Here is a 23,566-nt window from a genome sequence, read left to right on the forward strand (position 1 = left end):
GGGTCGCCGAGACAAGCCCGGCCGCCGCGGCGTGAGGTGCGCAAGGGCTCTACTTCCCCTGACGATCCACCTTGTCCTTTTCCTTCTGGTTCATTTCACGAATCTTGGGATCGGGATTGTGCTGCCCCGTGGTCTGGGTGGTCGAGGCTGGCGGGGCGTTGGCGTTGGGCAGCGAACTCTGGTCCGGCGCTGTGGGGCGCGTGGCTGTGGTCGGCGGGCTGGTGTTGCTTTGGGCGAACGCGCCTGCGGCCGTCAAAAGAAAGGCGCCCGACAGCGACACTGCGAGCGCCTTCGAGATGTTGGTCATCGATCTGCTCCTGTCAGATCGATGGAAACCGCGTGAGGCGCCCAGTGTTCCGCCTCACGCTTCAGTTCCGTCTCACGCCTCCAATTGCTTGCCGATCGGAAGCGAGCGGATGCGTTTTCCCGTCGCCGCGAAGATCGCATTGATCAGGGCTGGCGCGAACGGGGGAACACCGGGCTCGCCGACGCCGCTCGGCGGCGTGTCGGGTCCGGGCGGCACGATGTAGACGTTGGTCACCAAGGGAGATTCGTCGATCCTGACGACCTGGAAGTCGTCAAAATTCTTCTGCTGCACCTTGCCGTCCTTGAAGGTGATCTCGCCGTATTTGGCGAGACTGAGCCCCATGATCGCCGCACCTTCGATCTGCGAGGCGATGCGCTCGGGGTTGACGTAGGTGCCGCAGTCGATTGCGGTGTCGACCCTTGGCACCGTCAGCTTGCCCTTGTCGTCGACGGCCACCTCGACGATGGTCGCGATGTAGCTGACGAAGCTGCGGTGCACGGCGATGCCGAGACCGTGGCCCTTCGGCACGTTGCGTCCCCACTCGCCCTTCTCGGCGACCAGTTCGACCACCTTGCGCAGGCGCGCGGTGTCGATCGGGTAGCTGTCCTGGGGCTCGCCATAGTTCCAGAGGTCCTTCACGTTGGGCTTGACGATACGGGGCGAGCCGATCAGTTCGAGCAACATGTCTTTCTGGTCGCGGCCGGTCGCCTGCGCGATCTCGCCGACCATCGATTGCACCGCGAAGGCGCGCGGGATGTTCGAGACCGAGCGGAACCAGCCGATGCGGGTATGCGCGGCTGCTTCCGGATTCTCACAGGAGATGTTTGCGATCTCGAAGGGCATATCGACGAGACCCATGCCGATCTCGAACGGTGCCTGATGCACCGTGCCGGCGGCAAAGGTCGAGGCGATGCTGGGAGCCACGCTGCGGTGGCGCCAGGCGATCACCTTGCCGCTCTTGTCGAGGCCGGCTTCGATCCGTTCGACCGAGACGGTGTGCAGGAAGCCGTTGTGAACGTCGTCTTCCCGCGTCCACTGCACCTTCACCGGTGCGCCGAGCTCCTTCGACAGCAAGGCGGCCTCGAGCGCAAAGTCACATTTCGACTTGCGGCCGAACCCGCCGCCGAGCAGCGTCACGTTGACGGTGACGTTGCCTTCGGGGATGCCCAGCGTCTTGGCGACGTCCTCGCGGGTGCCGCCAGGGCTCTGCACTGGCGCCCAGATCTCCGCCTTGTCGCCCTTGACGTCTGCCACAGCCACCGGCGGCTCCATGGCGACATGGGCGAGATGCGGGATGTAGTACTCGCCGACGATCACCTTGTCGGCGCCCTTCAGGGCAGCGTCCGCATCGCCCTCCTTGCGCAGGACGAGGCCGGGCTTGCGCGAGGCTTCCTCCAGCTCTTTGCGATAGGCGACAGAGTCGTATTTGCCGTTGGGGCCGTCGTCCCAGACCAGCTTCAGTGCGTCGCGGCCCTTGATCGCCGCGCCGGTGTTGCGCGCGATCACGGCGACGCCGCCGAGCGGCTGGAACTTCGACGGCCACGGCCAGCCGCGCACCTGCATGACCTTCTCGACGCCGGGGACCTTCAGCGCCGCATCGGGATCGAACGAGACCAGCTTGCCGCCCGTCACCGGCGGGCGCGCGATCACCGCATACTTCATGTTGGGCAAGCGGACGTCCGCGCCGTAACGCGCCTTGCCGGTGGTGATGTCGTGGAGATCGACGATGCTGACCTCGCCCTTGCCGAGATAGCGGAAGTCCTTGGGATCCTTCAGCTTGAGGCCTTCGATAGCAGGCACCGATTCCTTGGCCGCGTCTGCTGCGAGCTCGCCGAAGCCCAGCTTGCGGCCGCTGGCACTGTGGACGACCTCGTGGTTGACCGCCTTGACCTCGGTCGCCGGTACGCCCCAGCGTTTGGCCGCGGCCTGCTCCAGCATGGCGCGGGCGGAGGCGCCGATCTGGCGCATCGGCATCAGATAGTGCCGCGTGCTGCGCGAGCCGTCGGTGTCCTGGTTGCCGAACTTGACCTCGTCGCCATGGGCCTGCTGCACCTTGACCCTGGACCAGTCGGCTTCCATCTCCTCGGCCACGATCAGCGGCAGGCTGGTGCGCACGCCGGTGCCCATTTCCGAACGGTGCCCAATGATGGTGACGATGCCGTCGGGCGCGACCGAAACGAACACGCGCGGATCGACCACGACGCCGTGTGGCATCTTGCCGGCGCCGGTCTCATAGGCGAGCGCCTGGCGCGACATCACGGGGGCGGCGAGCACGAAGCCACCGGTGACGCCGAGCCCCTTCAGGATGCTGCGGCGCGAAACCTTCTCGACCCTGATCTGCTTCTCGAAACCGCGAAGCCTGCGGGGATTGTCGATGAAATTCATGTCACACTCCCGTCGATGCGAGATGGACGGCGTTCTCGATGCGCTGGTAGCAGCCGCAACGGCATATGTTGCCGGACATCGCCTCGCGGATCTGGTCGTGCGAGGGCTTGGGGTTGTCCATCAGGAGGGCTGCCGCCTGCATGATCTGGCCGGCCTGGCAGAAGCCGCATTGGGGCACGTTGACCTGGCGCCAGGCCTTCTGCACCGGGTGGTCGCCGTTGGGGTGCAATCCCTCGATCGTGGTGACCTCGCGTCCGGCGACGTCGTTGATCGACGTGATGCAGGCGCGAACCGCTTCCTTGTCGACGATGACGGTGCAGGCACCGCACAGGGCCTGGCCGCAGCCGTATTTGGTGCCGGTCAGCCCGGCCTCGTCACGCAGGAACCAGAGTAGCGGGAGATCCGGGTCGCCGTCCCAGCTCTGTTCCTGGCCGTTGATCTTCACCTTGATCATGATCGTCCCTCGCTCTTCATAAGCATGCCAAATTCAGAGTCCGCCGCCGGTCGGCGACGGTTGTTGCGTCGTTTCGCCAGGTCCCGCCGTTATCCCGCACGGGCAAATCCCGAAGGGGAGCAGGAACGCCAATGGCGATGTCTGGATGTGCTCGATACCTCCCGTTTTGTTCTTAATTGATTGTGTTTCGTGCGGCATCGTGACGGCGCGATCGTAGCAGAGACCGCTCCGGCTCGGCATTCACAGCCGAGTGTTCTCACCGGGAAAAGATTGCATCGATGGTTTGTCAAAAGCAGGGCGCGGCATCGCGCCGCGTGCTGCGCGAAAGGGGCCCAAACAGAAAAGCTTCGTCCGCCAGGAAGACTGCACGGACGAAGCAGGAGGCCTCAGTCGAGGGAGGGAGAAACGCAAGTGCCGCGAACTTCAAGCAGGAAGCGGACGGCCCCTGCGCAGTCATTCAGAAGACCAGGACTGAGGATTTGGTGGCCCTCACTACGGTGCCGAAGCGGCGGCATCGCCGCGGGGGTCCCGGAACGGGACCTGTGCGGCTCGCCGGCGGCGATAGGCAGCCAGCGAGCCGAAGAAAGAAGGTCTGGGCCTAAGGCTCGCGGCCCAGCCAGGGACTTCCTAGGCGGCCTTGGCTTTCGCCACATGGGTCGCGATCGCGTCCATCAGTGCCGGCGACAGGCAGTCATAGGGCTCGAGCCCGATCTCCTTCAGCCGCGATCGGATGCCGGCCATCTGCTCCGGCTTCACCCCCGATTCGATCACCGAGGAGACGAAGGCGGCGAATTGCGGCGCCTGCGAGCCCTGCTCCTGGAACAATTCGGGATGGATGAAGTCGAGGCCGTAGAACGGATGGTTCTTGTTCTCGATGCGGCCGTACATGTGGGTGCCGCAGGCCTTGCAGGCGTGGCGCTGGATCACCGCGGAGGGGTCGACGATCTGCAGCTTGTCGCCGTTCTCCAGCACGGTGACGTTCTGGCGCGGTACCACGGCGACGACGGAGAAGGTCGCGCCCTGCGGCTTCCAGCACTTGGTGCAGCCACAGGCGTGGTTGTGTGCGACGTCGCCCTTGATGCCGACCTTGACCGGATGGTCCTTGCATTTGCAGACCAGCGTGCCGCCGGCGAAGGTGCCGCTGCCCTGCTTGATGCCGTTGTCGATCGATGGATGGAGTGCAACAGTCATGGGTCGATCCTCCTTGGTGTGATGGCTGTGAGCTAGAACACGACGACGGAACGGATGGATTTGCCCTCGTGCATGAGGTCAAAACCTTTGTTGATCTCCTCGAGCTTGAGCACATGGGTGATCATCGGATCGATCTGGATCTTTCCGTTCATGTACCAGTCGACGATCTTCGGCACGTCGGTGCGGCCGCGCGCGCCGCCGAAGGCGGTACCGCGCCAGTTGCGCCCGGTGACGAGCTGGAACGGGCGGGTGGAAATCTCCTTGCCAGCTTCGGCGACGCCGATGATGATCGAGGTGCCCCAGCCGCGATGGCAGGCTTCCAGCGCCTGGCGCATCACAGTGGTGTTGCCGGTGCAGTCGAACGTGTAGTCCGCACCGCCGTCGGTGAGGCCGACGAGGTGCTGGACGATGTCGCCGGTGACCTTCTTCGGGTTGACGAAGTGGGTCATGCCGAACCGCTTGCCCCACTCCTCCTTGGAATCGTTGATGTCGACGCCGATGATCTTGTCGGCGCCGGCCATCCTGGCGCCCTGGATCACGTTGAGGCCGATGCCACCGAGGCCGAACACGACCACGTTGGCGCCCGGCTCGACCTTGGCGGTGTTGACGACGGCGCCGACGCCTGTGGTGACGCCGCAGCCGATGTAGCAGCTCTTGTCGAACGGCGCGTCCTCGCGGATCTTGGCAACCGCGATCTCGGGCAGCACGGTGAAGTTCGAGAAGGTCGAGCAGCCCATGTAGTGGTAGATCGGCTTGCCCTTGTAGGAGAAACGGCTGGTACCGTCGGGCATTACGCCCTTGCCCTGCGTCGCGCGGATCGCGGTGCAGAGATTGGTCTTCTGGCTGAGGCAGCTTTTGCACTGCCGGCATTCCGGCGTGTAGAGCGGGATGACGTGATCACCCGGCTTCACCGAGGTCACGCCCGGACCGATCTCGCGGATGATGCCCGCCCCCTCATGTCCGAGGATCGACGGGAAAATTCCCTCGCTGTCGAAGCCGTCGAGCGTGTAGGCGTCGGTATGGCAGATGCCCGTGGCCTTGATCTCGACCAGGACTTCACCGGCCTTCGGACCTTCCAGATCGACCTCGACGATCTCGAGCGGCTTCTTCGCCTCGAAGGCGACCGCGGCACGTGTCTTCATCGTAAAACTCCTCAGATTTTCGAAAGGACGCCCAGGACCAAGTATCGGTGGGCTTCCAAACGTTCACTTCTTGCCCATGCACGAGTCTTCGTTCTTGGTGTAGGCGGCGTTCTTGTCCTCGTGCTTGCTCGGTCGGGCGCGGCCCCAGGCCTCGTTGGAGCGGGCCCGCAGATAGACGTAGAGATCGTCCATGTAGCAGGCGACGTTCGGGTTGTCGCCGAAGGCCGGCATCACGTTCTCTGCGGCAGTTGAGACATTCTTGCGGCCCGAGGCGACGACGCCCAGAAAATCGGCGTAGCTCATCGTCTTGAGCGAATCCTTCAGCGCCGGCGCGTAGGTCGAACCCATTCCGTCCGGGCCATGACAGACATGGCAGTCCGAGTGATAGCGGCGGTATCCCGAATAGGTGTACCAGTCCACGGATCCTTCGGTGATCTTGTAGGTCGGGTTTCCTTCCTTATCGAGCCATTCACCAGTGTCGTTCTGCTTGACGGCAGTCGGATCGCCCGAGCCGTCCGCAACAGCAATTCCTCCGGACGCAACCAAGACCATCGCAGCGATGAGAGAGCGGATTTTACGCAAGAGATTTTTCCTCGAGGAGCCCGGGGGGAGACGAGCCGGCGCGTGGAGGTTATCCACGCGCCGGAGCGATGCTGATAGGCCTAGTTCGGCAGCGAGAACACGGTCAGCGTACCGCCGAGTGCCGTGTAGTTGCTGAGGGCCGCGTAGCCGCCGACTGCGCCGAGGCCGGCCGTCGGATCGGTCAGACCTGCCGCCAGACCGATACCGGCCCAGCCACCAACGCCGGAGAGCACGGCGACGTACTGCTTGCCGCCGTTCTCATAGGTGGTGACGTTGCCGATGATGCCGGAGGGAGTCTTGAACTTGTAGAGCTCCTTGCCGGACTTGGCATCGACCGCCTTCAGGTAGCCTTCGAGCGTGCCGTAGAACACCACGCCGCCGGCGGTTGCGAGCGCACCGGACCAGACCGAGAACTGCTCCTTGTTCGACCAGACGATCTTGCCGGTCTTGCCGTCCCAGGCGATGAAGTTGCCCATGTGGCTCTCACCCGGGGGCGGATACATCGAGAGCGTCGCGCCCACATAAGGCTGGCCCGCGGTGTAGCTCACCTTGAACGGCTCGTAGTCCATGCAGACGTGGTTGGTCGGAACGTAGAACAGCTGCGTGTCCGGCGAGTAGGCCGCCGGCTGCTCGTCCTTGGTGCCGAGCGCGGCCGGGCAGATGCCCTTCACGTTGACGTCCTCGCCCGCCTTGTCGGTCGAAGCTGCGTCGAGCACCTTCGGACGGCCGTAGGTCGGCGAGTTCTTGTCCATGTCGACGCCGGAGGTCCAGTTCACCTTCGGATCGTACTTCTCGGCAACAAGCAGTTCGCCGGTGGCGCGGTCCATGGTGTAGGCGAGACCGTTGCGGTCGAAATGGGTCAGCAGCTTGCGCGGCTGGCCGTTGATCGACTGATCCGAGAGGATCATCTCGTTGACGCCGTCATAGTCCCATTCGTCGTGGGGCGTCATCTGATAGACCCACTTGGCGACGCCGGTGTCCGGGTTGCGCGCCCAGATCGTCATCGACCATTTGTTGTCGCCGGGACGCTGCTTCGGATTCCAGGTCGAGGGATTGCCCGATCCGTAATAGACGAGGTTCAGTTCTGGGTCGTAGGAGATCCAGCCCCAGGTAGCGCCGCCGCCGATCTTCCACTGATCACCCTGCCAGGTCTTGAGGCTGGAGTCCTTGCCGATCGGCTTGCCGAGCGCGGTGGTCTTCTCGGCGTCGACCAGAAGCTGGTTGTCCGGCCCTTCCGAATATCCGCGCCAGGCCAGCTTGCCCGTCTTGATGTCGTAGGCCGACATATGAGCCTGGACGCCGAACTCGCCGCCGGAGATGCCGATCAGCACCTTGTCCTTGATGACCATGGGCGCCGACGTGCCGGTCTCGCCCTTGCTGGGATCGCCATTCTTGGCGGACCATGCAACCTGACCGGTCTTGGCATCGAGCGCGACCAGGGTCGTGTCGGCCTGATGCAGGAAGATCTTGCCATCGCCGTAGGCGAGGCCACGGTTGACCGTGTCGCAGCACATCACCGGGATGACGTTCGGATCCTGCTTCGGCTCGTACTTCCAGACGATCTTGTTCTCCTGCGAAAGGTCAATGGCATAGACCTTATTCGGGAACGGCGTGTGGACGTACATGATGTTGCCGATGATCAGCGGGCCGCCTTCATGGCCGCGCAGCACGCCGGTCGAGAAGGTCCAGGCAACCTGGAGCTTGCCCACGTTCTGCGCGTTGATCTGGTTGAGCTTGGAATAGCGGGTATTGGCATAGTCGCCGGTCGGCATAACCCAGTCTTTCGGGTTCTGCGACATCTTGATCAGCTCGTCATTGGCTGAGGCGCCCCCGACGGCGAGAGCCGCCGCGGAGCCGAGAAAGGTCGCCAGTAGCACCTTGCGCATAGTCATTCCTCCGTTGGTCTCGTTTATTGTTTCCGAAGCATTACCGATTCACCGGGCTTCTCTCCGGCGTCTGCTCGTGCAGGGCGGTCACGATTGGGACCAGAAACGATGCTGTGCTGTTTCCTCCTCCTGATGAGGGCCACGGGTCCACGTGCAGGAGCGGCCCGTCCTTGTTGTTCCTGCCGCAATCCCTAACGACTTCGGCAACGGGAAACTTGCCCAAGAGAGAAGCCAGTTTGCTCGACAGCGCACGAGGGTAAAGATTTTGATTTTGCAGTAGCGAATTCAGCGGCTTCGGCGCTGCGCCGTGCGGAAGCTCAGCGCTCAGGTTCCCCTTGACGGCCGTGCAACTAAGGCGGAGGATTGTACCCAAGGGTGGCAATGGAACGATGGCGCCTTGTTCCACAAGATCGCTCGATTTCGAGGTAAACGTCACGCAATCACGGCTGAGGGCTCCGGCAGCGCTGGTCGCGATTCGCGTCGAATCTCCCGATCAAACCAGTGGCTGGATTAATGTCCGACACAATTCACACGCTCTCGACGACCGGATTGACGCCGAAGCGGCAGATCCAGAGCTGGATCGACGGGCTGACGAGCCTGTGTGGGCATTTCGACGTCGATCCGCTGGAGGCGTCCTCGCTCGAAGGTCGCATCGACTACACCAGCGTCTCGCGCCTGAAGCTCTGCCAGATCGAGGTGAGCCAGCATCGCATCGCGCACACGCTGGCGCGAGCCAAGGCCAACGAACACCCCTACATCAAGATCCACTTCCAGACCTACGGGGTGTCCTATTTCGAACAAGAAGGCCGCCACATCGAAATCAACCCCGGCGACATCATCGCCTACGACGTCTCCTGCCCGCATTCGATCATCAGCCCCGCGTTCACGCGTCACGACGTGGTGATCGTGCCGAAGGCGCTGCTGCGCGATCGCGGATTCCCGTCGCAGCGGATGCCCGCCTGCAAGCTGTCGTCGAAGACAGGTACGGGGCGTATCGCCCATGATTTCGTCCACGCGACCTTCGACGAGGCGGCAAAGCTGTCGGCCAACAGCGCGGTCGGCGTCGCCGATTCGCTGATTGATCTGTTGCTGTTGCCGCTGCGGGAGGCCGATACGATGTTCGATCGTGTCGGGCCCGAAGCGATGTATGTGCGCGCGCAGTTCTTCATCCGCGAGCACTTGCGCGATCCGGATCTGTGCATCGACCAGATCTCGGCCGAGCTCGGCTGCTCCAAACGATATCTTCACATGTTGTTCTCGGAGCGCGGCACGACGGTGAGCGACTACATCTGGCAGGCGCGGTTGCAGAACTGCCGCCAGGAGCTCGAGGCCCACGCCGGCAAGACCATCACCGACGTCGCGTTCTCCTGGGGTTTCTCCAGCTCATCGCATTTCAGCCGGGTGTTCCGGAAATATTTCGGCGTGGTGCCGTCCTCGATCCACAAGGCGCAGCAGGGCACGGCGAGTTCGAACGAGCACTAGACGTTTTCGAGCGAATGCCCCCAAAGCATCATCCGGAAAGGCGCGCAGCGGTTTTCCCTCGCGACAAACGCGGAACGCGTTTGCGCGGAGATCATGCTCAAACCGCAACCTTGAGCGCGATGACAATTGTCCTAACGTTCAGGCCGGCTCGAGGCCGAGCGACCGTGCGCTCTCGATCCGGATCGGCAGCTCACGCTGGTACAGCGCATTGGTTTCCTTGAAGCCAATTGCCGGTTCGAGCACGAAGGTGGCGAGAACCTCCTTCATGGCCGCCAGGCGAGACAGATTGGCGTCACCGCTGAATGATTTTCGTCCAGACGTCGCCCAGGATCGCGGGCTCGCGTGGCGGCAGATAGGTTAGGCCGGCCTGCCTGCCGAATTCGGCGATCTTGCCTTCGGCGGCAAGCTGGCCCAGCGCCTTGTTGACGGTCTCGATCAGCGCGCCATCGCTGGCGAGCCCGACATAGCCGCGATTGGCGCCGATCGGATAATAGTAGCCGGAGGCTGTAATCGACGTGTCGGGGTGCGCGGCGCGATGGGCGTCGAAGCGCGCAAGATCGATCAGCGTCGCGTCATGGTCGCCACGCTGGAGCCCGCCCAGGAGATCGTCGCGGCCGGGGACGAGATGAGTGATGCTGTCGATCAGTCGGCCCTTGTCGAAGGTCATCAGGATGGCGTCGCCGAGCGACCCGCTTTCGATGACGAGACGAAGGCCGGCGAGATCGCCGATGTCGCCGATCTTGCGGCCGCGGGCCTTCGGCCCGAGCACCACCGTCATCGGCGAATAGACGTAAGGCCGGCTCGGCGCGAGCACGCCCAGCGGGACGCGGCGCCGCCGATCGTCACGCGTGGCCCCGGCGAAATCCGGCAAGCGCGCCGTCTTCATCCCGGGCACGACGAGCGAATCCTGCGTCAGTGCGTAGCCGCCGACGAGCGAGCAGCGCCCATCCGAGAGCAGCGCGTTGGCCTCGAGCTGCGGGCTCGAATCCTCGTCCAGCCTGCTCTCGAACCACTGGATCGCCAGCGGCCGTCCGAGCCGCTCCGCCATCGCCTTTGCCAGCAGCACGTCGAAGCCGGCATCCGGCTTGCCGCGGTGGTGCATCGAGAGCGGCGGCCGGTCCTCGTCGAGACAGATCTTCAGGGGATCGTCGGCCGCAAGAGCGACCGACGCCATCGTGGAGAGAAAGGCCGCAACGCTCCACGCAATGTGCCGGCCCCTCATGGCTTCCTCCGGCTGGAGATGAAGGCCCAGAGATCCCCAATCTGGTCGTCGCTGAGGATGTCGCCCCAGGGCGGCATCCTGTTGTTCTTGCCGTTCTTGACCGTGGTGACGAAGCGCGTCCTGTCGTCCGGGAAGACGCGCAGGTCCGGCGTGATGGTGCCGGAGTTCATCAGGTTGGGGCCATGGCAGTGTGAGCATTTCTCGGCATAGGTCGACTTGCCGTGGTCGATCTGCGCCTGCAGGGGATTTCCGGTTGCGTCATCCGCGGCGCGAACGGTCGCCGCAAGCGCGACCGTCAGCACCGCGACGGTGGCGATCGTCGCCACCGTCCTGTGCAATACTTCTCTCAGCATCGTGCCGTGGCTATTGCTTGACCGCAAAGACCCACAGCGAGCCGCCGGGCGGCACCTTGGCAAGCCGCTCGTCGCCGGAGAACAACGAGTAGACGCCGCCATAGCCGCTCGTCACCGCGACGTACTGCACGCCATCCTGCTGCCAGGTCACCGGCTGTCCCTCGATGCCCGACCCGGTCTGGAACTGCCAGAGCTTCTTGCCGGTGTCGGCGTCGAAGGCCTCGAACTCGCCGGTCAGTGCGCCCGAGAACACGACGCCGCCGGCCGTCGACAGCACGCCCGAGAAGCGCGGAATGTCGCTCGGCGCTTCCCACTTCGACTTGCCGGTCATGGGGTCGATGGCCTTGAGGTGACCGCGCGGGCCATCGCCGAACTCCCAGGGGTCGGTCAGGTCCATGCCGAGATACCACTCACCCTGCTTGAAGGTGACGGGCTCGGCCTTGTACTTGCCGCCGAAGTTGAGCGTGTTGGCGTAGGCCAATCCGGTCTGCGGATTGAACGACATCGGCTCCCAGTTCTTGCCGCCGAGGATCGACGGGTAGACCGTCACCTTCTTGCCCTCGCGCGCATCCTTCGCGACGTCGGTCTCGATCGGACGTCCGGTCTTCATGTCGATGCCGGTCGCCCAATTGACCTTCACGTAAGGATTCGCCGCCAGCAGCTTTCCGTTGGTGCGGTCGAGCACGTAGAAGAAGCCGTTGCGGTTGGCGTCCATCAGCACCTTGGTCGGCTTGCCCTCGATCGTCATGTCGGCGAGGACCATCTCGGCCACGGCGTCGTAGTCGAACGGATTGTTCGGCGAGAACTGATAGTGCCACTTGATCTTGCCGGTCTTGGGATCCATCGCCAGCACGGAGCAAGTGTAGAGGTTGTCGCCGGGGCGGACCGCCGAATTGAACGGCCCGGGATTGCCGATACCCCAATAGACCGTGTTCAGCTCGGGGTCGTAAGAGCCCGTGATCCAGGTCGAGCCGCCGCCGAGCTTCCAGGTGTCGCCTTTCCAGGTGTCGCCGCCGGGCTCGTCCGGCGAGGGGATCGAGTGGGTGCGCCACAGATGCTTGCCCGTCGCCGGATCCCAGCCGTCGATGAAGCCGCGGGTGCCGAATTCGGCGCCGGAGATGCCGGTGATGACGACGCCGTCCGCGACCAGCGGCGCCACCGTCATCGAATAGCCTTCCTTGATGTCGGCCGCTTTCTGCCGCCACAGCTCCTTGCCGTTCTTGGCATCGAGCGCGATCACGTTCGCGTCGAGGGTGGTGCGGAATACCTTGCCGTCATACAGCGCGGCGCCGCGATTGATGATGCCGCAGCAGACGATGCGCGGCGTCTCGGCGGGATATTCGACCTTGGTCTTCCAGATCTGCTTGCCGGTCTTGGCGTCGACCGCCATGGTCGCGTTGTGCGAGGTCACGTAGATCACGCCCTGGTACACCAGCGGCTGCGATTCCTCGCTTCGATCGTCGTTGAAGGAGTAGTTCCAGACCGGGACGAGGTTCTTGACGGTGTCCTTGTTGATCTGGTTCAGCGTCGAGAAGCGCTGGAGATTGTAGCCCATTCCGTAATTGAGAACGTTCGACGTGTCGGTCGCGCCCTTGACCAGCTGATCGGTGGTTTGTGCATTTGCACAGGTTGACGCAAGCATGACGAGGCTCGCGGCCATCGCAAAGCGTTTCATCCGTTCCTCCCAATATGCGCGCCTTTTGACGCTGCGACTGCAACACTCGGCCTGAAAGCAAAACACGTCAATACGAAAGTCGTGAGCGTCGTGCCGATATGGTTGGACGCGGTGCCGGTCACCCGACGGAAACCTGACGCAAGCAACTCCTACTTGTGCGGAGACGCTGATAAAATTCCGCGGCACGAAGCAGTCTCGGGCGCAGGTCGCGGGGCGCATGGCCGGGTTGTCCCGGGTTGTGGCCCGCGCAAGTTGCAGGTCCAGACTTGAACCGAGGCTCGCTTGTGGATTTATGTCGTTCCTGTCCCCACCGATCGGGGCTCTTCGTCAGGGAGGTCCAGATGATTTCGCGTCGTTCAATTGCTCTTGCGCTTACGATTGCATTGTCAGCCGGTCCGACGTGGTCGGCCTCCGGCAACGCGGTCAAGTTGTTCGACACCGACAATGACGGCACGCTCGATCTTGCCGAGGTGAAGAAGGCGGCCGCCGCATTGTTCACAAAGCTCGATCCCGATCACGACGGCACGCTTGATGCACGCGAATTGCGTGGGCGGTTGACGGCAAAGGAGCTCGCCGCCGCAGATCCCGACCGCGACGGGACACTTACGCTCGACGAATATCTGTCCGTGGTCGAGCAGCGCTTCAACGCTGCGAATCCCGACAGGGATGGAACGCTGGATGCGAAGGAGCTGAATTCGCGCGCCGGCCGCTCGCTGCTGCGATTGTTGCGGTGAGCGCCGCAATCGGAACGGACATGCCGAGGGCAGCGTTTGCGATGATTCCGGCCTGACGCTCGGGGCCCGCGCAACATCCGCCCACCAGCACGATAAATCGTCCTGGTGGGCGAAACCGCGGCTTCCTCCGAGGATGCGCAGCGGCAAATGCAGAGTGAGCCGGCGGCGGCCCGGCGTGCCGAAGTTGCCAGGCCGAACGCCGCAATGGCCGAGAAGGGCTGCTGACGGCGCCGTTGTCGATTCGAAGTGCGGTGCATCGCACAAGGTGCTGTTTCCCGGGTCTCGTTTGACCAAGAGGGAACTGGCTTTGTCCGAGAGTGAAATGCAGCCGCGAAGAATCGACGCTGACGGTCGCGGGAGTCGAATCGAGGCTTGAACTGCACCTGACGCAGCCCTAGGTTTTGCGCCGCGCGATGTCGCGCTCAACACCTTGGGAGACCCGAATGGCTTGGAAAGCTCCGAAGATCGTGGAAGTGCCGGTCGGCATGGAAATCAACATGTACGCCTGCGCTTCGCGCAAGTAAGATCGACGACCTGCGGCGGCTTCGATGGCGAATGCGGTCGAAGCCGCGGCAGTGTCGGACTTCGGCCTGGCCTCGTCGTGCTCCGTGCTTCCTCCGTGCTTCGCGAGTGACGCCGAGCTGCGCGTGTGCAGGCTTCAATCCTCTCCCATCAAAATCTCGACCGCGCTCCGCGGCGGTGTGTTACGCTGACGCTCGTCAGCGCTGCCGCCGCATCCACGGCGGCGTGCGCCTTCGGGACAAGGGATGCGCGGCAAAGCCTTTAAGTCTTGGATGGTGATCGGGTGCGCGATTGCGCTCGCACCGGCGCGCACCAGCGCCGAAGAAGGTTTTGATACCGAGCACATTTTCGGCTTCATGATCGGCACCGATGTCGGCAATGCCGGCGAGCGCGAATTCCAGACCCAGACGACGGGGCGCTTCGGCAAGGGCGGAGGGGCCTATCGCGCCCTCGATCACGAGGTCGAGATCGAGGTGGTGCCGCTGCCGAATTTTCGTGTCGAGGTCGGCGGCACCGCCAGCTTGCACGACATCACCGGCGTCCCTGAAATCGACGACCGCCGCCAGTTCAGCTTCCAGGGCGCCTCGCTCGACCTGCGCTATCGGCTGCTGGATCGCAACCGCGCGCCGTTTGGCCTCACCGTCGCTGCCGAACTGCACGGAGACCGGATCGACGAGACCAGCGGCGCGAAAGGGCAGATGTACGGCACCGAGTTCACGCTGGCCCTCGACCGCGAACTCATCCCGAACTTCGCCATCGGCGCCGTCAACCTGATCTATCAACCGGAATGGGCGCGCTTCGAGGTTGGAGGGGTATCCGAGAAGAGTTCAACGATCGGCGCGGCGTTTGCCGGCCTGGTGCGCGTGCGGCCGAATGTGCTGCTCGGTGGGGAGTTGCGCTATTTCCGGCAGTATGAGGGGATCGGCCTTGGCGAGTTTTCAGGCCAGGCCCTGTTCGTCGGCCCCACCGCCTATTTCCAGCTGTCCGAGCGCTCGCGGCTGACCTTGAGCTGGAGCATGCAGGCTTGGGGACGTCCGGTCGGATCGAGCGCCAATCTCGACCTCGTGAATTTCGAGCGGCACCAGGCCCGGATGGTGTTCGGGATCAACTTCTAGCTGCGGGTCGTGATCCCCGGGCGTGTCCTGACTTGTCCCGGCCATGACGATGTGGCGGCTTCGGCGTTTTGCTTCGCCACAACAGCGAGGGGGAGGTGAGATAGTTCCCACTGCATTCCTCACCCGCTTGAAACTTCCCCCTCCTTGGCACGTAATCTTTCGTGCTAACCTCCATTGCCCCTTGCGAGAGGATCCCGGCATGAACCCGATTGACCTGGTGGTGACTGTGTGTGCGGTGCTCTCGCCGGCGACCTGCGAGGAGCAGCACCTGGTGTTCAACTATTTCGGGTCGCCGCGGCAATGTGTGATGGCCGCGCCGCCCTATATCGCGCAATGGGTCGGCGAGCATCCGAAATGGCACGCGGTGCGGTGGCGCTGCGAATATCCGCACACGCATGACAAGGCGTGAGCGGCGGCGCTACTTGGTGCAATCCTTCAAATCCTTGTCGGCGATTGAGAACACCGCGTCGGCCCTGATCTCGATGCTGCGGACGATGCACTGCCGGCCGTTGGGATAGCTTACCCTGGCGTCGTAATGGCCCGGCTCGACGCCGTTGATGCGCAGCCGCTCGTCGTGGTCGACCTCCTTGTCCTTGTCGTTCAAGCATTGGTTCGGACCCCAATCGGTCCTGCCAGCGGGAGCGAGCTGGAAGCCGGAGATGGTTTCGGTCGTCAGATTCCAGAGCCGGATTCCCTTGCCCTTGGCCTGCGCGGCGGCCTCGCCGGCAAGCGTCAGCGACGCGATCAATGCCAGAACCCAACGCATCAAGAAGTCCTCCCAAAGGCGCGCCGTCATTCCCTGATCAGGCGTTCGCGGTTCCTTGCCTTGTCGAAATTCTTGGCGCGGTCAAGGCCGTTCGGCGCGATCAGCTTGGCGGAGGCGAGATCGGCGCCGTCGAAATCGGCGTCGATGACGATGGCGCCGGTCAGATCGGCTCCGCCGAGTTGGGCGTTCTTCAGCGATGCACCGCTCAGGTCGGCGCTCCTGAGGACCGCGAATTCGAGGTCGACGCGTGACAAATCGGCGTTGCGCGCGTTCAGCCGTTCCAGGTTGGCGGATCGCAGCACCGCGCGGATCAGCCCCATCGACTGGTTGCGCATATCGGCGCCAAGCTTCGCGTCCGCGATCGAGGCGCCGACCATGCTTGCGCCGGTGAGATCGGCCGCGATGCGCGCTCCCGACAGGTTCGCGCCGTCGAGACGTGCGCGGGCCATTTGCGACGCGAACAGATTGGCTCCCTTCAGGCTTGCGCCGGTAAGATCCGCATCCAGCAGCCACGCCTGATCGAGGATTGCACGGTCAAGCCTGGCGTCTCGGAGTATCGTCCTGTTGAGCCGCGCGGCGCGGAGAACCGCGTCGGACAGGTCCAGGCCCGAGAGATCGAGGCCCGACAGGCGTTTGCCGGTGAAATCGGCGGGCTGGGCAGCACTGGCTTTGGCCAGCACCGCCTCGACCTCTGGCCTGGTCATTTCGGCCGAGACCATCGCGGGGGAGGTGAGGTCGACGTCACGCATCATGTCCTGCGCGCCCGCCGTCATGGTGACGAGTGCAAGACCAAGCGTTGCAAGCGTTGAGAGGGCGAGCGTCCGCGTCATCATCAACTCCGCCGCCGGCCTTTCTAGCACGTCCGCCAGGCGACCGGCTATGAGATATCTCGTTCGACGCGGTTGCCTTGAGTTCGTTGGGCGAGGCCGGCCTTGATCGCCGCAATCTCGGCCTCGCCGCGTGTGTCACGCGGGACGTCGATAGGCACTTCCGCCACGATCCGCGCTGGCCGGGGCGACAGGAAGAACAGCCGATCGCCCAGCCGCACTGCGTCGTCCAGGCTGTGCGTCACCAAAAGCGTCATCACCGGCCGGCTCGCGACGAGCGTCGCAATCTCATCGCGCAGGCGTCCAGCGAGAGCGTCATCGAGCGATGCCAGCGGTTCGTCGAGCACCAAAATATCCGGCTCGACGGCAAAGGCGCGGGCCAGCGCGACGCGCCGGGCAAGGCCCAGCGACAATTCGCCCGGGAAATGGCTGCGATGCGCGTCCAGCTCCAGGATTTTGAACAGCTCCGACAGCTTGGCGTCGGTGACGTCGGGTGCAGCGAGCCGCACGTTCTGCTCGACCGAGCGCCACGGCAGCAGCCGCGGCTCCTGGAACACCATGCCAATCCGCGCCTCCGGCGGTCGCGCGACGTGGCCTGCAAAGTCATGGTCCAATCCCAGGATGATGCGCAGCATCGTGCTCTTGCCGCAGCCGGACGGTCCGATCAGCACGCCGACCTCGCCGGATTGAAGCGCGAATTGGACCGGCGCCAGCACCTCGTGCATTCCGCCCGCGGCACTTCTGAAGGTCTTGCCTTTGATCTCGACCTCAAGCCGCACGGGGGCGCCACCTGTTTGCGCGGGCTTCGAACGGCTGCACCAGCACGGTTTCGATGACGAGCACGACGGCGGCGAAGGTCAGGGAATAGGCCAGCAGCCGCGGCGTGTCGAACAGCTGGAAGGCGACGCCGATCTCGAAGCCGACGCCGTTGGGCCGTCCCAGCAGTTCGGCGACCAGCACGATCTTCCACACCAGCGATAGTCCCGAGCGGGCCGAGGCCGCGATATAGGGCGCAAGCTGCGGCAGCACGACGTGGCGGAACGCGCGCCAGCGCGGCATCGCGAACACGCTCGCCATCTCGTCGAGCGAGCGGTCGAGCGCGCGGGTGCCCTCGCGCAAGGTGACGATTGCGGTCGGCAGCTTGTTGATGGCAATCGCCGCAATCGCGGCGGCTTCAGTGAGCCCTGCCCAGATATAGGCCAGCACGATCACGACCAATGCGGGGAGATTGAGCAGCAGGATCAGCCAGGGATCGCCGAGCCGGTCGGCGAGCTTCACCCGACCCATCAGGTAGCCGGTCGCGCTGCCGAGCGACATCGCCAGCACGAAGGCGAGCGTGACGCGTGCCAGTGTGGCGCCGAGATGCAGGAACAGCGCCCCGGACGAAGCTTCCGCGATCATCACCTGGAGCACGGCCGGCGGGGAGGGCAGCTTCGCGCCGCCGGCGAACAACGCGGCGATCCACCAGATTGCGAGGAACAGGGCGAACGAGAGAAGACGCAGCAACTCAGTCTCCGGGGACTGCGTGATAGAAGGTGCCGGGATCGAGTTCGGCCGCCGGGCCAACGAGATCGCGGCCGCCGATCTCGGCCAGCACGCGGTAGAGCACGCGTGCGTCCTTTTCCTCTTCATCGATGCTTCGGCGCGGGATACCATCGCGATAGCGGTCGCGGTAGGTCTTGAGCATGGCCGGATCAGTGGTGCCCGTGAGCGGCGCGATCTGCTCCCAGGCCGCGTCCGAGGTCACCAGCAACTGCTTGGCCTTGCGGGTCATCGCGATGAAGCGCGCTATCGCCTCGCGATGGTTCGCCGCCCAGCTCTCGTCGAAGACATAGCCGACGGCCGAGACCGCGCCCTTGGCGCCGAGCTTCGGCAGGATGTCCTCGATGCCGGCAAGGCGGCGAAAACCCTTGGCCTCGAGCTGGGCGCAGAAATTCCAGAAATTGAGGCTTGCATCCATCTCGCCGTCGAGCGCCTTGGCGGCGATCAGGGGCGGCGCGCCGTAGACGATGGTTGCCTCCGACTTCAGGTCGATGCCGTCCTGCTTCATCCGCGCCTGGAGCAGCAGCCAGCTTTTGTCGATCGCCCCGCCGGCGACGGCGAGCTTGCGGCCCCTGAGGTCGGCGAGCGTCTTGATTGGAGAAGCCGCCGGCACCATCACCGCGCCCAGCGCGCTGGAATAAGGATAGAAAGTGAGCTTGGCGCCGAGCGCGCGTTCGCGCGACACCCACAGCCAGTCCGACAGGATGATGTCGGCGCTGCCGGCGCGCATCGCGATCTTGCCGGCCTCGGTGCTCGCGAGTTCGGTGACCTCGAGCGACAGGCCGGCCTCCCTATCGAGACCGCTCGCGCGGATCGCGGCCAGCTCCCAGGAGAATGTTCCGGTTTTCTGCACCGCAAGGCGGATCGTATCCGCGGCGCGGCCGGGCGCGGCTAGCGTCAGCGCCAGCATCGTCGCGAGCGCTACTGTTCGACCAAATGCCCTTGTCACGCCAAATGCTCTCATCGCCTTGTGAGCCGTTTCCTCTGACAGAGTGCTTTTCAGGACAATACGCATAGCATAGCCTCGGTCGCAACCAGCGGGAGGACGCGCATGAATCTGGCCGGACGGCTACGACCGATTGTCGCCGCATTGGCGGTGCTCGCTGCGACCGCGTGCGCGGCGCGGGCCGAGGAGGCCAATGATTATCCCACCTCGGCGCGCGCGGAGTACGTTTATGGCTGCATGAAGGCCAACGGCGAGACACGGGCTGCAATCGAGCAATGCTCCTGCTCGATCGACGTGGTGGCTTCGATCGTGCCCTACGCGCGCTATGTTACAGCCGAGACTGCGCTCAGCATGTCTCAGGTCCGCGGCAATCTCGGCGTCCAGTTCCGCACCTCGGAGCAGGCGAACTCGGCGGTGAATGATTTGAGGCGCGCCCAGGCGGAAGCCGAGGTGAGGTGTTTCTGATTTTGCACCGTCATTCCGGGGCGGCCCGTAGGACCGAACCCGGAATCTCGAGATTCCGGACTCGCGCTTTGCGCGCTCCGGAATGACGGCGTGACCATCAAGTCCCCGGCTTCTCCACGTCCCACTCGTTACGGAACACGTGCCCATCCGTGTCCTTCGCCTCGGCGCGAAAGCGCTTGGCCCCGTTGGACACGTAGGTGAAGCGCAGATTGGGATCTTCCGAGATCGAGATGCCGCCTTCCATCGACAGCACGGGGCTGTCGTCCTGCGTCAGCTTGAGCTGGTTGATGAAGAAGGCGGGAATATAGAGCTGCGTGACCTGGTCCATCTGGAGCCCGGAATTGTTGGGGTGGCCGATCATGATCTGCGCTTCGCGGACGCGGCTCGCCGGCGCCTCCTCGCGTGCGAACTGCCGGTAGCGCATCTGGCCGAGCCGGTTCCGGGCTTCCTCGACGTTCTTTCCTGCCGGCGCCGAGCAGCCGCCGGACGCCTTCACGTAAGTCTTGGACACATAGAGCTGGCCGTCGCTAAGCTCGGCGACCGCGTGGACATCGGTGTAGTTGTTGACGCGCACGCGTGTGGAGATCTCCGTGACATTGGCGTCCGGCCCGAGCTCGAACCGCGCCGCCATCGGCGCGGGATTGCGATCGATCACCAGCGTGATCGAACGGATGCGCCGCGCATCGCCGGGCGACAGCTTGCTGCGCAAGGTCACCGGCACGATGGCCGCGTCCTCGGCGCGATACGGCATCTCGATGCCGATGACGGCGCTGCCGTCATTCATCGGACGGTTGCTGAATATGTCCTGCACCAGGCCGGGCCAGGGATCGTAGGCCTCTTCCGCCTGTGCCGGCATGGCGAAAGCGAGGCCGAGCAGGAGCGCGGTGAGAGTGAGGCGGCGTGTGCATCCCGTCATGGTCATGATCCCGCGCGGACGAAACAGTCGTTGGATACAGCCTAGCGCGCCTGCTACTCCCATTCAATTTCCGAGAATGCTGCGGTTGCGTTGCGGGCGTTGTAATCGTCGAACAGCTGCCAATGCGGCCGCTCCGACGCGGCCGCCTTGTCCGCGGCGGCGCGGATCGGCTCGCCGTTCCTGTTCAGCGTGCGGATGTCGGACAGCAGCTTTGACAGGTAGCGCCGTTCATCGGTCAGCGCGGCGGGCCAGTCGCTCACGGGGCCGTGACCGGGAATGACCCGCAGCGCCGGGATCGCCTCGAGCCGCTTCAATGTGTCGAGCCAGCCGCGAATGCTGCCGTCCATGACCGGAATGTGGCGGAGAAAGACGAGGTCGCCAGCGAACAGGGTCCTGGTCATCTCGTCGTACACGGTCAGGTCGCTGTCGCTGTGTCCGGTCGGCCAGGCGCGCAAGCTCAGGCGGCGCGACCCGAGATCGAGCGTCATCGTGTCGGTCACGAGCAGAGCAGGGGCGATGATCTTGACGGGATCGATCAGTTCGCTGCCCATGATGCGGCGGAAATTGTCGAGATAGAATGGCCCGCGCGTCGCGAGCGCCTGCGGCAGCCTGCTATGACCGACGAAGCTCACTCTCTCCGCAACAAAGGCGGCATTGCCGAAGACATGATCGGGATGGCCATGGGTGTTGATGACGTAGCGGATCGGCTTGGGCGTGCGGGCCCGCACGGCGGCCAGCAACGCCTCGCCTTCGCGCAGGCTGCCGCCGGTGTCGATTACGGCCACGGCCTCATCGCCGACGATGAAGCCGACATTGGCAATGCCGCCCTCGTTCTCGCGGGTCATCAGGGCGATAGTCCCGGAGTGTACGAAGATTCCCGGTGCGATTTCGCTCACAGGCAATTCGGCAGCCCACGCGCATGCTAGCGTTGCTTCAAGCAGGGACAAGGCTGCGATCAAGAGGCCGATGCGAGACACTTTTCTGCCTCAGTTCAAAGGGTTTCTCTCATTGCGCTGCAACAAAACAAAGCCAGACAAAGTTGGCACACATGGCGCGTCATGCGTTGCATGGATAACATTCAACCAGAACGAGGAGGAAGCGCGATGACGGAGGCCGGACGACATCGTCGCTGGTTGTTTTCACTGTGGGTCGTGGTTGCATCCTGTGCGATCGGCGCTGGCGCCATCGCGCAGACCAGCGAGACCGGCGATCTTTCGTTCGAGCTGGTCGATCCCAAGGTGCTGCGCGTCTGCGCGGACCCGCGCAATCTGCCGTTCTCCAACGAGAAGGGCGAGGGGTTTGAGAACAAGCTCGCCGAGTTTTTTGCGGACAAGCTGCAGAAGAAGCTCGACTACGTCTTCTTTCCGCAGGCTACCGGTTTCGTGCGCATGACGCTGGGTGCGCATCGCTGCGACGTCATCATGGGCTTTCCGCAAGGTGATGACCTCGTGCAGGGCACCAATCCCTATTACCGCACGACCTATGCGCTGGTCGCGAAGACCGGCAGCGGGCTCGAGGATGTCGATACGCTCGAGCACCCCAAGTTGAAGGGCAAGCATGTCGGCATCGTCGCCGGCACGCCGCCGGCGACCAACATGGCGTTGGCCGGCTTGATGGCCGACGCTAAGCCCTATCCGCTGATGATCGACACGCGCTTCGACAATTCGGCGCAGGCCATGATCGACGACCTCGCCGCTGGAAAGATCGATGCCGGCGTGCTGTGGGGACCGATGGCCGGCTACTATGCGAAGAAGGCCGGCCCTTCGCTCCATGTCACGCCCTTGGTCAAGGAGACCACCGGGCCGAAGCTGGTCTATCGCATCGGCATGGGCGTGCGTCCCGCCGATCAGAACTGGAAGCGGCAGCTCAACAAACTGATCCAGGAGAACCAGGGCGAGATCAACAGGATCCTGCTCGACTTCGGCATCCCGCTGCTGGATGAGAGCGACCGGCCGCTTGGCGCGGAGACGGCCAAGAAGACGCCATGAGACCGCCGTTTGCCGCTGCGATCGTCGTTGCCCTGCTCGCGGCACCGGCGTTGGCGCAGCAGCAGGAGCCGTTCGAGCCGGAGGGCTATCGTACCGACAATTATCGCGCGCCGGTGCCGGCGACCCTCGCCGGCGCACGCGTGCTCACGACCGAGGAGGCGGAGGCGATCTGGCGCGCGAAGAGCGGCGCGTTCGTCGACGTGTTGCCCCGTCCGCCGAAGCCGAAGAACCTTCCCGCAGGCACGGTGTGGCGCGATGCGCCGCGCAAGGACATTCCGGGCAGCCTGTGGCTGCCGGATACCGGCTACGGCACGCTCCCGCCGGCGATGGACGACTATCTCCGGCACGGCCTCGCGCGCGCGTCGCGTGACGACAAGGCCGCACTGCTGGTGATCTATTGTCTGGCCGACTGCTGGATGTCCTGGAACGCCGCCAAGCGTGCGCTGGCCTACGGCTACTCCAACGTTGCCTGGTACCCCGACGGCACCGACGGCTGGGAGCGCGCGAGGCTTCCCACGGAGGAGGTACAACCGGAGCCGCGGCCGGAGCAGTAGCGATCGGGCACGGGTAAACCTCCCGCCCGCAAAGACGATGTGGGCGCAGCTTCGCCTACAAGCGGTAGAGGCGAAGCGACTACTTCTGCTTCTGCAGCTTCGTCAACGTGCCGGTGCCGTTACTATCGGTCGCCGAATACGTCACCCTGTCGCCGGCATGTACGGCGTCCAGCATCGCAGCGTCCTTTGCCTTGTACTGCTGGAGCGCGCCGGCGCTGCCAGCGCTGGTGCCGACCGTACCCTTCTGGGTCTGCTGGATCGAGATCGTGCCGTTGAGCCGATCAATCCGCGTGATCATCCCGGTCATATCGTCAGCAAGGGCGCTGGTTGCGAGCATGCCGAGGGCCGCAGCGCTCGCGAAGATGATTCTTGTGGTTCCCATCGAGGCCTCCCGACGTCTGGAATTCACTTCGACAAGCCATCCTAGATCGATTTGGTTCCGGCAGATAGCGCCGCAAAACAGTTAACGATCCCGTGGCAATCGCGGGAACTCGTCGCGAGCCGCCAGCGGA

At 64.1% G+C, this 23,566-nt stretch carries 26 protein-coding genes and 1 pseudogene; 8 read left to right on the top strand and 19 right to left on the bottom strand.

What is annotated here, in order from left to right; translation table 11 throughout:
- Nucleotides 1-49 precede the first annotated feature (49 nt).
- From XH87_RS03195 to xoxF5, 7 genes are all read right to left on the bottom strand, one after another.
- Nucleotides 50-307, bottom strand: a complete 258-nt coding sequence (locus XH87_RS03195) for a hypothetical protein (protein ID WP_035705276.1) — start codon at nucleotides 305-307, stop codon at nucleotides 50-52.
- Between the two features lie 72 nt (nucleotides 308-379).
- Entirely contained in the window at nucleotides 380-2,692 is a 2,313-nt protein-coding gene (locus XH87_RS03200; protein ID WP_271586140.1) for a xanthine dehydrogenase family protein molybdopterin-binding subunit, read from the bottom strand.
- 1 nt (nucleotide 2,693) lies between these two features.
- Nucleotides 2,694-3,146 (bottom strand): (2Fe-2S)-binding protein, encoded by a 453-nt coding sequence (locus XH87_RS03205; protein WP_008144235.1) that lies wholly within the window; start codon nucleotides 3,144-3,146, stop codon nucleotides 2,694-2,696.
- A gap of 627 nt (nucleotides 3,147-3,773) precedes the next feature.
- A complete protein-coding gene (gfa, locus tag XH87_RS03210) occupies nucleotides 3,774-4,337 on the bottom strand; it encodes an S-(hydroxymethyl)glutathione synthase (protein WP_035705272.1) in 564 nt (187 codons plus the stop codon).
- Between the two features lie 32 nt (nucleotides 4,338-4,369).
- Complete coding sequence (locus XH87_RS03215) at nucleotides 4,370-5,479, bottom strand: S-(hydroxymethyl)glutathione dehydrogenase/class III alcohol dehydrogenase (RefSeq protein ID WP_158669201.1); 1,110 nt, start codon at nucleotides 5,477-5,479, stop codon at nucleotides 4,370-4,372.
- Between the two features lie 63 nt (nucleotides 5,480-5,542).
- Nucleotides 5,543-6,031 carry a c-type cytochrome, methanol metabolism-related gene (locus XH87_RS03220; RefSeq protein ID WP_035705268.1) on the bottom strand — a complete coding sequence of 163 codons (489 nt, stop codon included), beginning with the start codon at nucleotides 6,029-6,031 and terminating at the stop codon, nucleotides 5,543-5,545.
- A 110-nt stretch (nucleotides 6,032-6,141) separates the two neighbouring features.
- Nucleotides 6,142-7,947 carry a lanthanide-dependent methanol dehydrogenase XoxF5 gene (gene xoxF5, locus XH87_RS03225; RefSeq protein WP_271586580.1) on the bottom strand — a complete coding sequence of 602 codons (1,806 nt, stop codon included), beginning with the start codon at nucleotides 7,945-7,947 and terminating at the stop codon, nucleotides 6,142-6,144.
- A 513-nt stretch (nucleotides 7,948-8,460) separates the two neighbouring features.
- Here xoxF5 and XH87_RS03230 point away from each other — a divergent pair.
- Entirely contained in the window at nucleotides 8,461-9,429 is a 969-nt protein-coding gene (locus tag XH87_RS03230) for a helix-turn-helix domain-containing protein (RefSeq protein ID WP_035705265.1), read from the top strand.
- 138 nt (nucleotides 9,430-9,567) lie between these two features.
- On the opposite strand, the pseudogene XH87_RS03235 reads toward XH87_RS03230, so the two are convergent.
- From XH87_RS03235 to XH87_RS03250, 4 genes and pseudogenes are all read right to left on the bottom strand, one after another.
- A pseudogene (locus XH87_RS03235) lies at nucleotides 9,568-9,696 on the bottom strand (tripartite tricarboxylate transporter substrate binding protein); the annotation flags it as partial.
- Between the two features lie 25 nt (nucleotides 9,697-9,721).
- The gene (locus XH87_RS03240; protein ID WP_271586141.1) at nucleotides 9,722-10,651 is read right to left on the bottom strand and encodes a transporter substrate-binding domain-containing protein; all 930 of its coding nucleotides are present in this window, start codon (nucleotides 10,649-10,651) and stop codon (nucleotides 9,722-9,724) included.
- The gene (locus XH87_RS03245) at nucleotides 10,648-11,004 is read right to left on the bottom strand and encodes a c-type cytochrome (RefSeq protein WP_035705261.1); all 357 of its coding nucleotides are present in this window, start codon (nucleotides 11,002-11,004) and stop codon (nucleotides 10,648-10,650) included. The genes XH87_RS03240 and XH87_RS03245 overlap by 4 nt, the downstream gene beginning before the upstream one ends.
- 10 nt (nucleotides 11,005-11,014) lie before the next feature.
- Entirely contained in the window at nucleotides 11,015-12,679 is a 1,665-nt protein-coding gene (locus XH87_RS03250) for a methanol/ethanol family PQQ-dependent dehydrogenase (protein ID WP_271586142.1), read from the bottom strand.
- Nucleotides 12,680-13,020: 341 nt separating this feature from the next.
- Here XH87_RS03250 and XH87_RS03255 point away from each other — a divergent pair, with 341 nt between their 5' ends.
- From XH87_RS03255 to XH87_RS03270, 4 genes are all read left to right on the top strand, one after another.
- Nucleotides 13,021-13,413: an EF-hand domain-containing protein gene (locus XH87_RS03255; RefSeq protein ID WP_271586143.1), complete on the top strand. Its 393-nt coding sequence runs from the start codon at nucleotides 13,021-13,023 to the stop codon at nucleotides 13,411-13,413.
- A 443-nt stretch (nucleotides 13,414-13,856) separates the two neighbouring features.
- Nucleotides 13,857-13,937 carry a pyrroloquinoline quinone precursor peptide PqqA gene (gene pqqA / locus XH87_RS03260; RefSeq protein WP_008562446.1) on the top strand — a complete coding sequence of 27 codons (81 nt, stop codon included), beginning with the start codon at nucleotides 13,857-13,859 and terminating at the stop codon, nucleotides 13,935-13,937.
- A 270-nt stretch (nucleotides 13,938-14,207) separates the two neighbouring features.
- The gene (locus tag XH87_RS03265) at nucleotides 14,208-15,050 is read left to right on the top strand and encodes a hypothetical protein (RefSeq protein ID WP_271586144.1); all 843 of its coding nucleotides are present in this window, start codon (nucleotides 14,208-14,210) and stop codon (nucleotides 15,048-15,050) included.
- Nucleotides 15,051-15,249: 199 nt separating this feature from the next.
- On the top strand, nucleotides 15,250-15,459 hold the full coding sequence (locus XH87_RS03270; protein WP_035705255.1) for a hypothetical protein: 210 nt from the start codon (nucleotides 15,250-15,252) through the stop codon (nucleotides 15,457-15,459).
- Between the two features lie 9 nt (nucleotides 15,460-15,468).
- On the opposite strand, the gene XH87_RS03275 is transcribed toward XH87_RS03270, so the two are convergent.
- Genes XH87_RS03275 through XH87_RS03295 form a run of 5 tightly spaced genes read right to left on the bottom strand, consistent with a single transcriptional unit; the run spans nucleotide 15,469 to nucleotide 19,149 of the window.
- Nucleotides 15,469-15,816 (bottom strand): hypothetical protein, encoded by a 348-nt coding sequence (locus tag XH87_RS03275; protein WP_035705315.1) that lies wholly within the window; start codon nucleotides 15,814-15,816, stop codon nucleotides 15,469-15,471.
- A gap of 26 nt (nucleotides 15,817-15,842) precedes the next feature.
- The gene (locus XH87_RS03280; protein ID WP_271586145.1) at nucleotides 15,843-16,646 is read right to left on the bottom strand and encodes a pentapeptide repeat-containing protein; all 804 of its coding nucleotides are present in this window, start codon (nucleotides 16,644-16,646) and stop codon (nucleotides 15,843-15,845) included.
- Nucleotides 16,647-16,693: 47 nt separating this feature from the next.
- Nucleotides 16,694-17,422: an ABC transporter ATP-binding protein gene (locus XH87_RS03285; RefSeq protein ID WP_271586146.1), complete on the bottom strand. Its 729-nt coding sequence runs from the start codon at nucleotides 17,420-17,422 to the stop codon at nucleotides 16,694-16,696.
- Complete coding sequence (locus XH87_RS03290) at nucleotides 17,412-18,149, bottom strand: ABC transporter permease (protein WP_271586147.1); 738 nt, start codon at nucleotides 18,147-18,149, stop codon at nucleotides 17,412-17,414. The genes XH87_RS03285 and XH87_RS03290 overlap by 11 nt, the downstream gene beginning before the upstream one ends.
- Nucleotide 18,150: 1 nt before the next feature.
- Nucleotides 18,151-19,149, bottom strand: coding sequence for an ABC transporter substrate-binding protein (locus XH87_RS03295; RefSeq protein ID WP_271586148.1), 999 nt, complete (start codon nucleotides 19,147-19,149; stop codon nucleotides 18,151-18,153).
- A gap of 87 nt (nucleotides 19,150-19,236) precedes the next feature.
- Here XH87_RS03295 and XH87_RS03300 point away from each other — a divergent pair, with 87 nt between their 5' ends.
- Complete coding sequence (locus tag XH87_RS03300) at nucleotides 19,237-19,596, top strand: hypothetical protein (protein ID WP_158670189.1); 360 nt, start codon at nucleotides 19,237-19,239, stop codon at nucleotides 19,594-19,596.
- A 97-nt stretch (nucleotides 19,597-19,693) separates the two neighbouring features.
- On the opposite strand, the gene XH87_RS03305 is transcribed toward XH87_RS03300, so the two are convergent.
- Nucleotides 19,694-20,512, bottom strand: coding sequence for a quinoprotein dehydrogenase-associated SoxYZ-like carrier (locus tag XH87_RS03305; RefSeq protein WP_271586149.1), 819 nt, complete (start codon nucleotides 20,510-20,512; stop codon nucleotides 19,694-19,696).
- 53 nt (nucleotides 20,513-20,565) lie between these two features.
- Nucleotides 20,566-21,489 (bottom strand): quinoprotein relay system zinc metallohydrolase 2, encoded by a 924-nt coding sequence (locus tag XH87_RS03310; RefSeq protein WP_271586150.1) that lies wholly within the window; start codon nucleotides 21,487-21,489, stop codon nucleotides 20,566-20,568.
- Between the two features lie 126 nt (nucleotides 21,490-21,615).
- Here XH87_RS03310 and XH87_RS03315 point away from each other — a divergent pair, with 126 nt between their 5' ends.
- Together XH87_RS03315 and XH87_RS03320 are read left to right on the top strand one after the other, a co-directional pair.
- Nucleotides 21,616-22,500 (top strand): substrate-binding domain-containing protein, encoded by an 885-nt coding sequence (locus XH87_RS03315; protein WP_271586151.1) that lies wholly within the window; start codon nucleotides 21,616-21,618, stop codon nucleotides 22,498-22,500.
- Entirely contained in the window at nucleotides 22,497-23,054 is a 558-nt protein-coding gene (locus XH87_RS03320) for a PQQ-dependent catabolism-associated CXXCW motif protein (RefSeq protein WP_271586152.1), read from the top strand. Before XH87_RS03315 ends, XH87_RS03320 begins: the two co-directional genes overlap by 4 nt.
- A 79-nt stretch (nucleotides 23,055-23,133) precedes the next feature.
- Here the strand turns inward: XH87_RS03320 and XH87_RS03325 are convergent, their stop codons facing one another.
- Entirely contained in the window at nucleotides 23,134-23,436 is a 303-nt protein-coding gene (locus XH87_RS03325; RefSeq protein WP_035705241.1) for a copper-binding protein, read from the bottom strand.
- Nucleotides 23,437-23,566: the final 130 nt, after the last annotated feature.

This window comes from Bradyrhizobium sp. CCBAU 53415, from assembly GCF_028128735.1.
GTDB lineage: Bacteria > Pseudomonadota > Alphaproteobacteria > Rhizobiales > Xanthobacteraceae > Bradyrhizobium.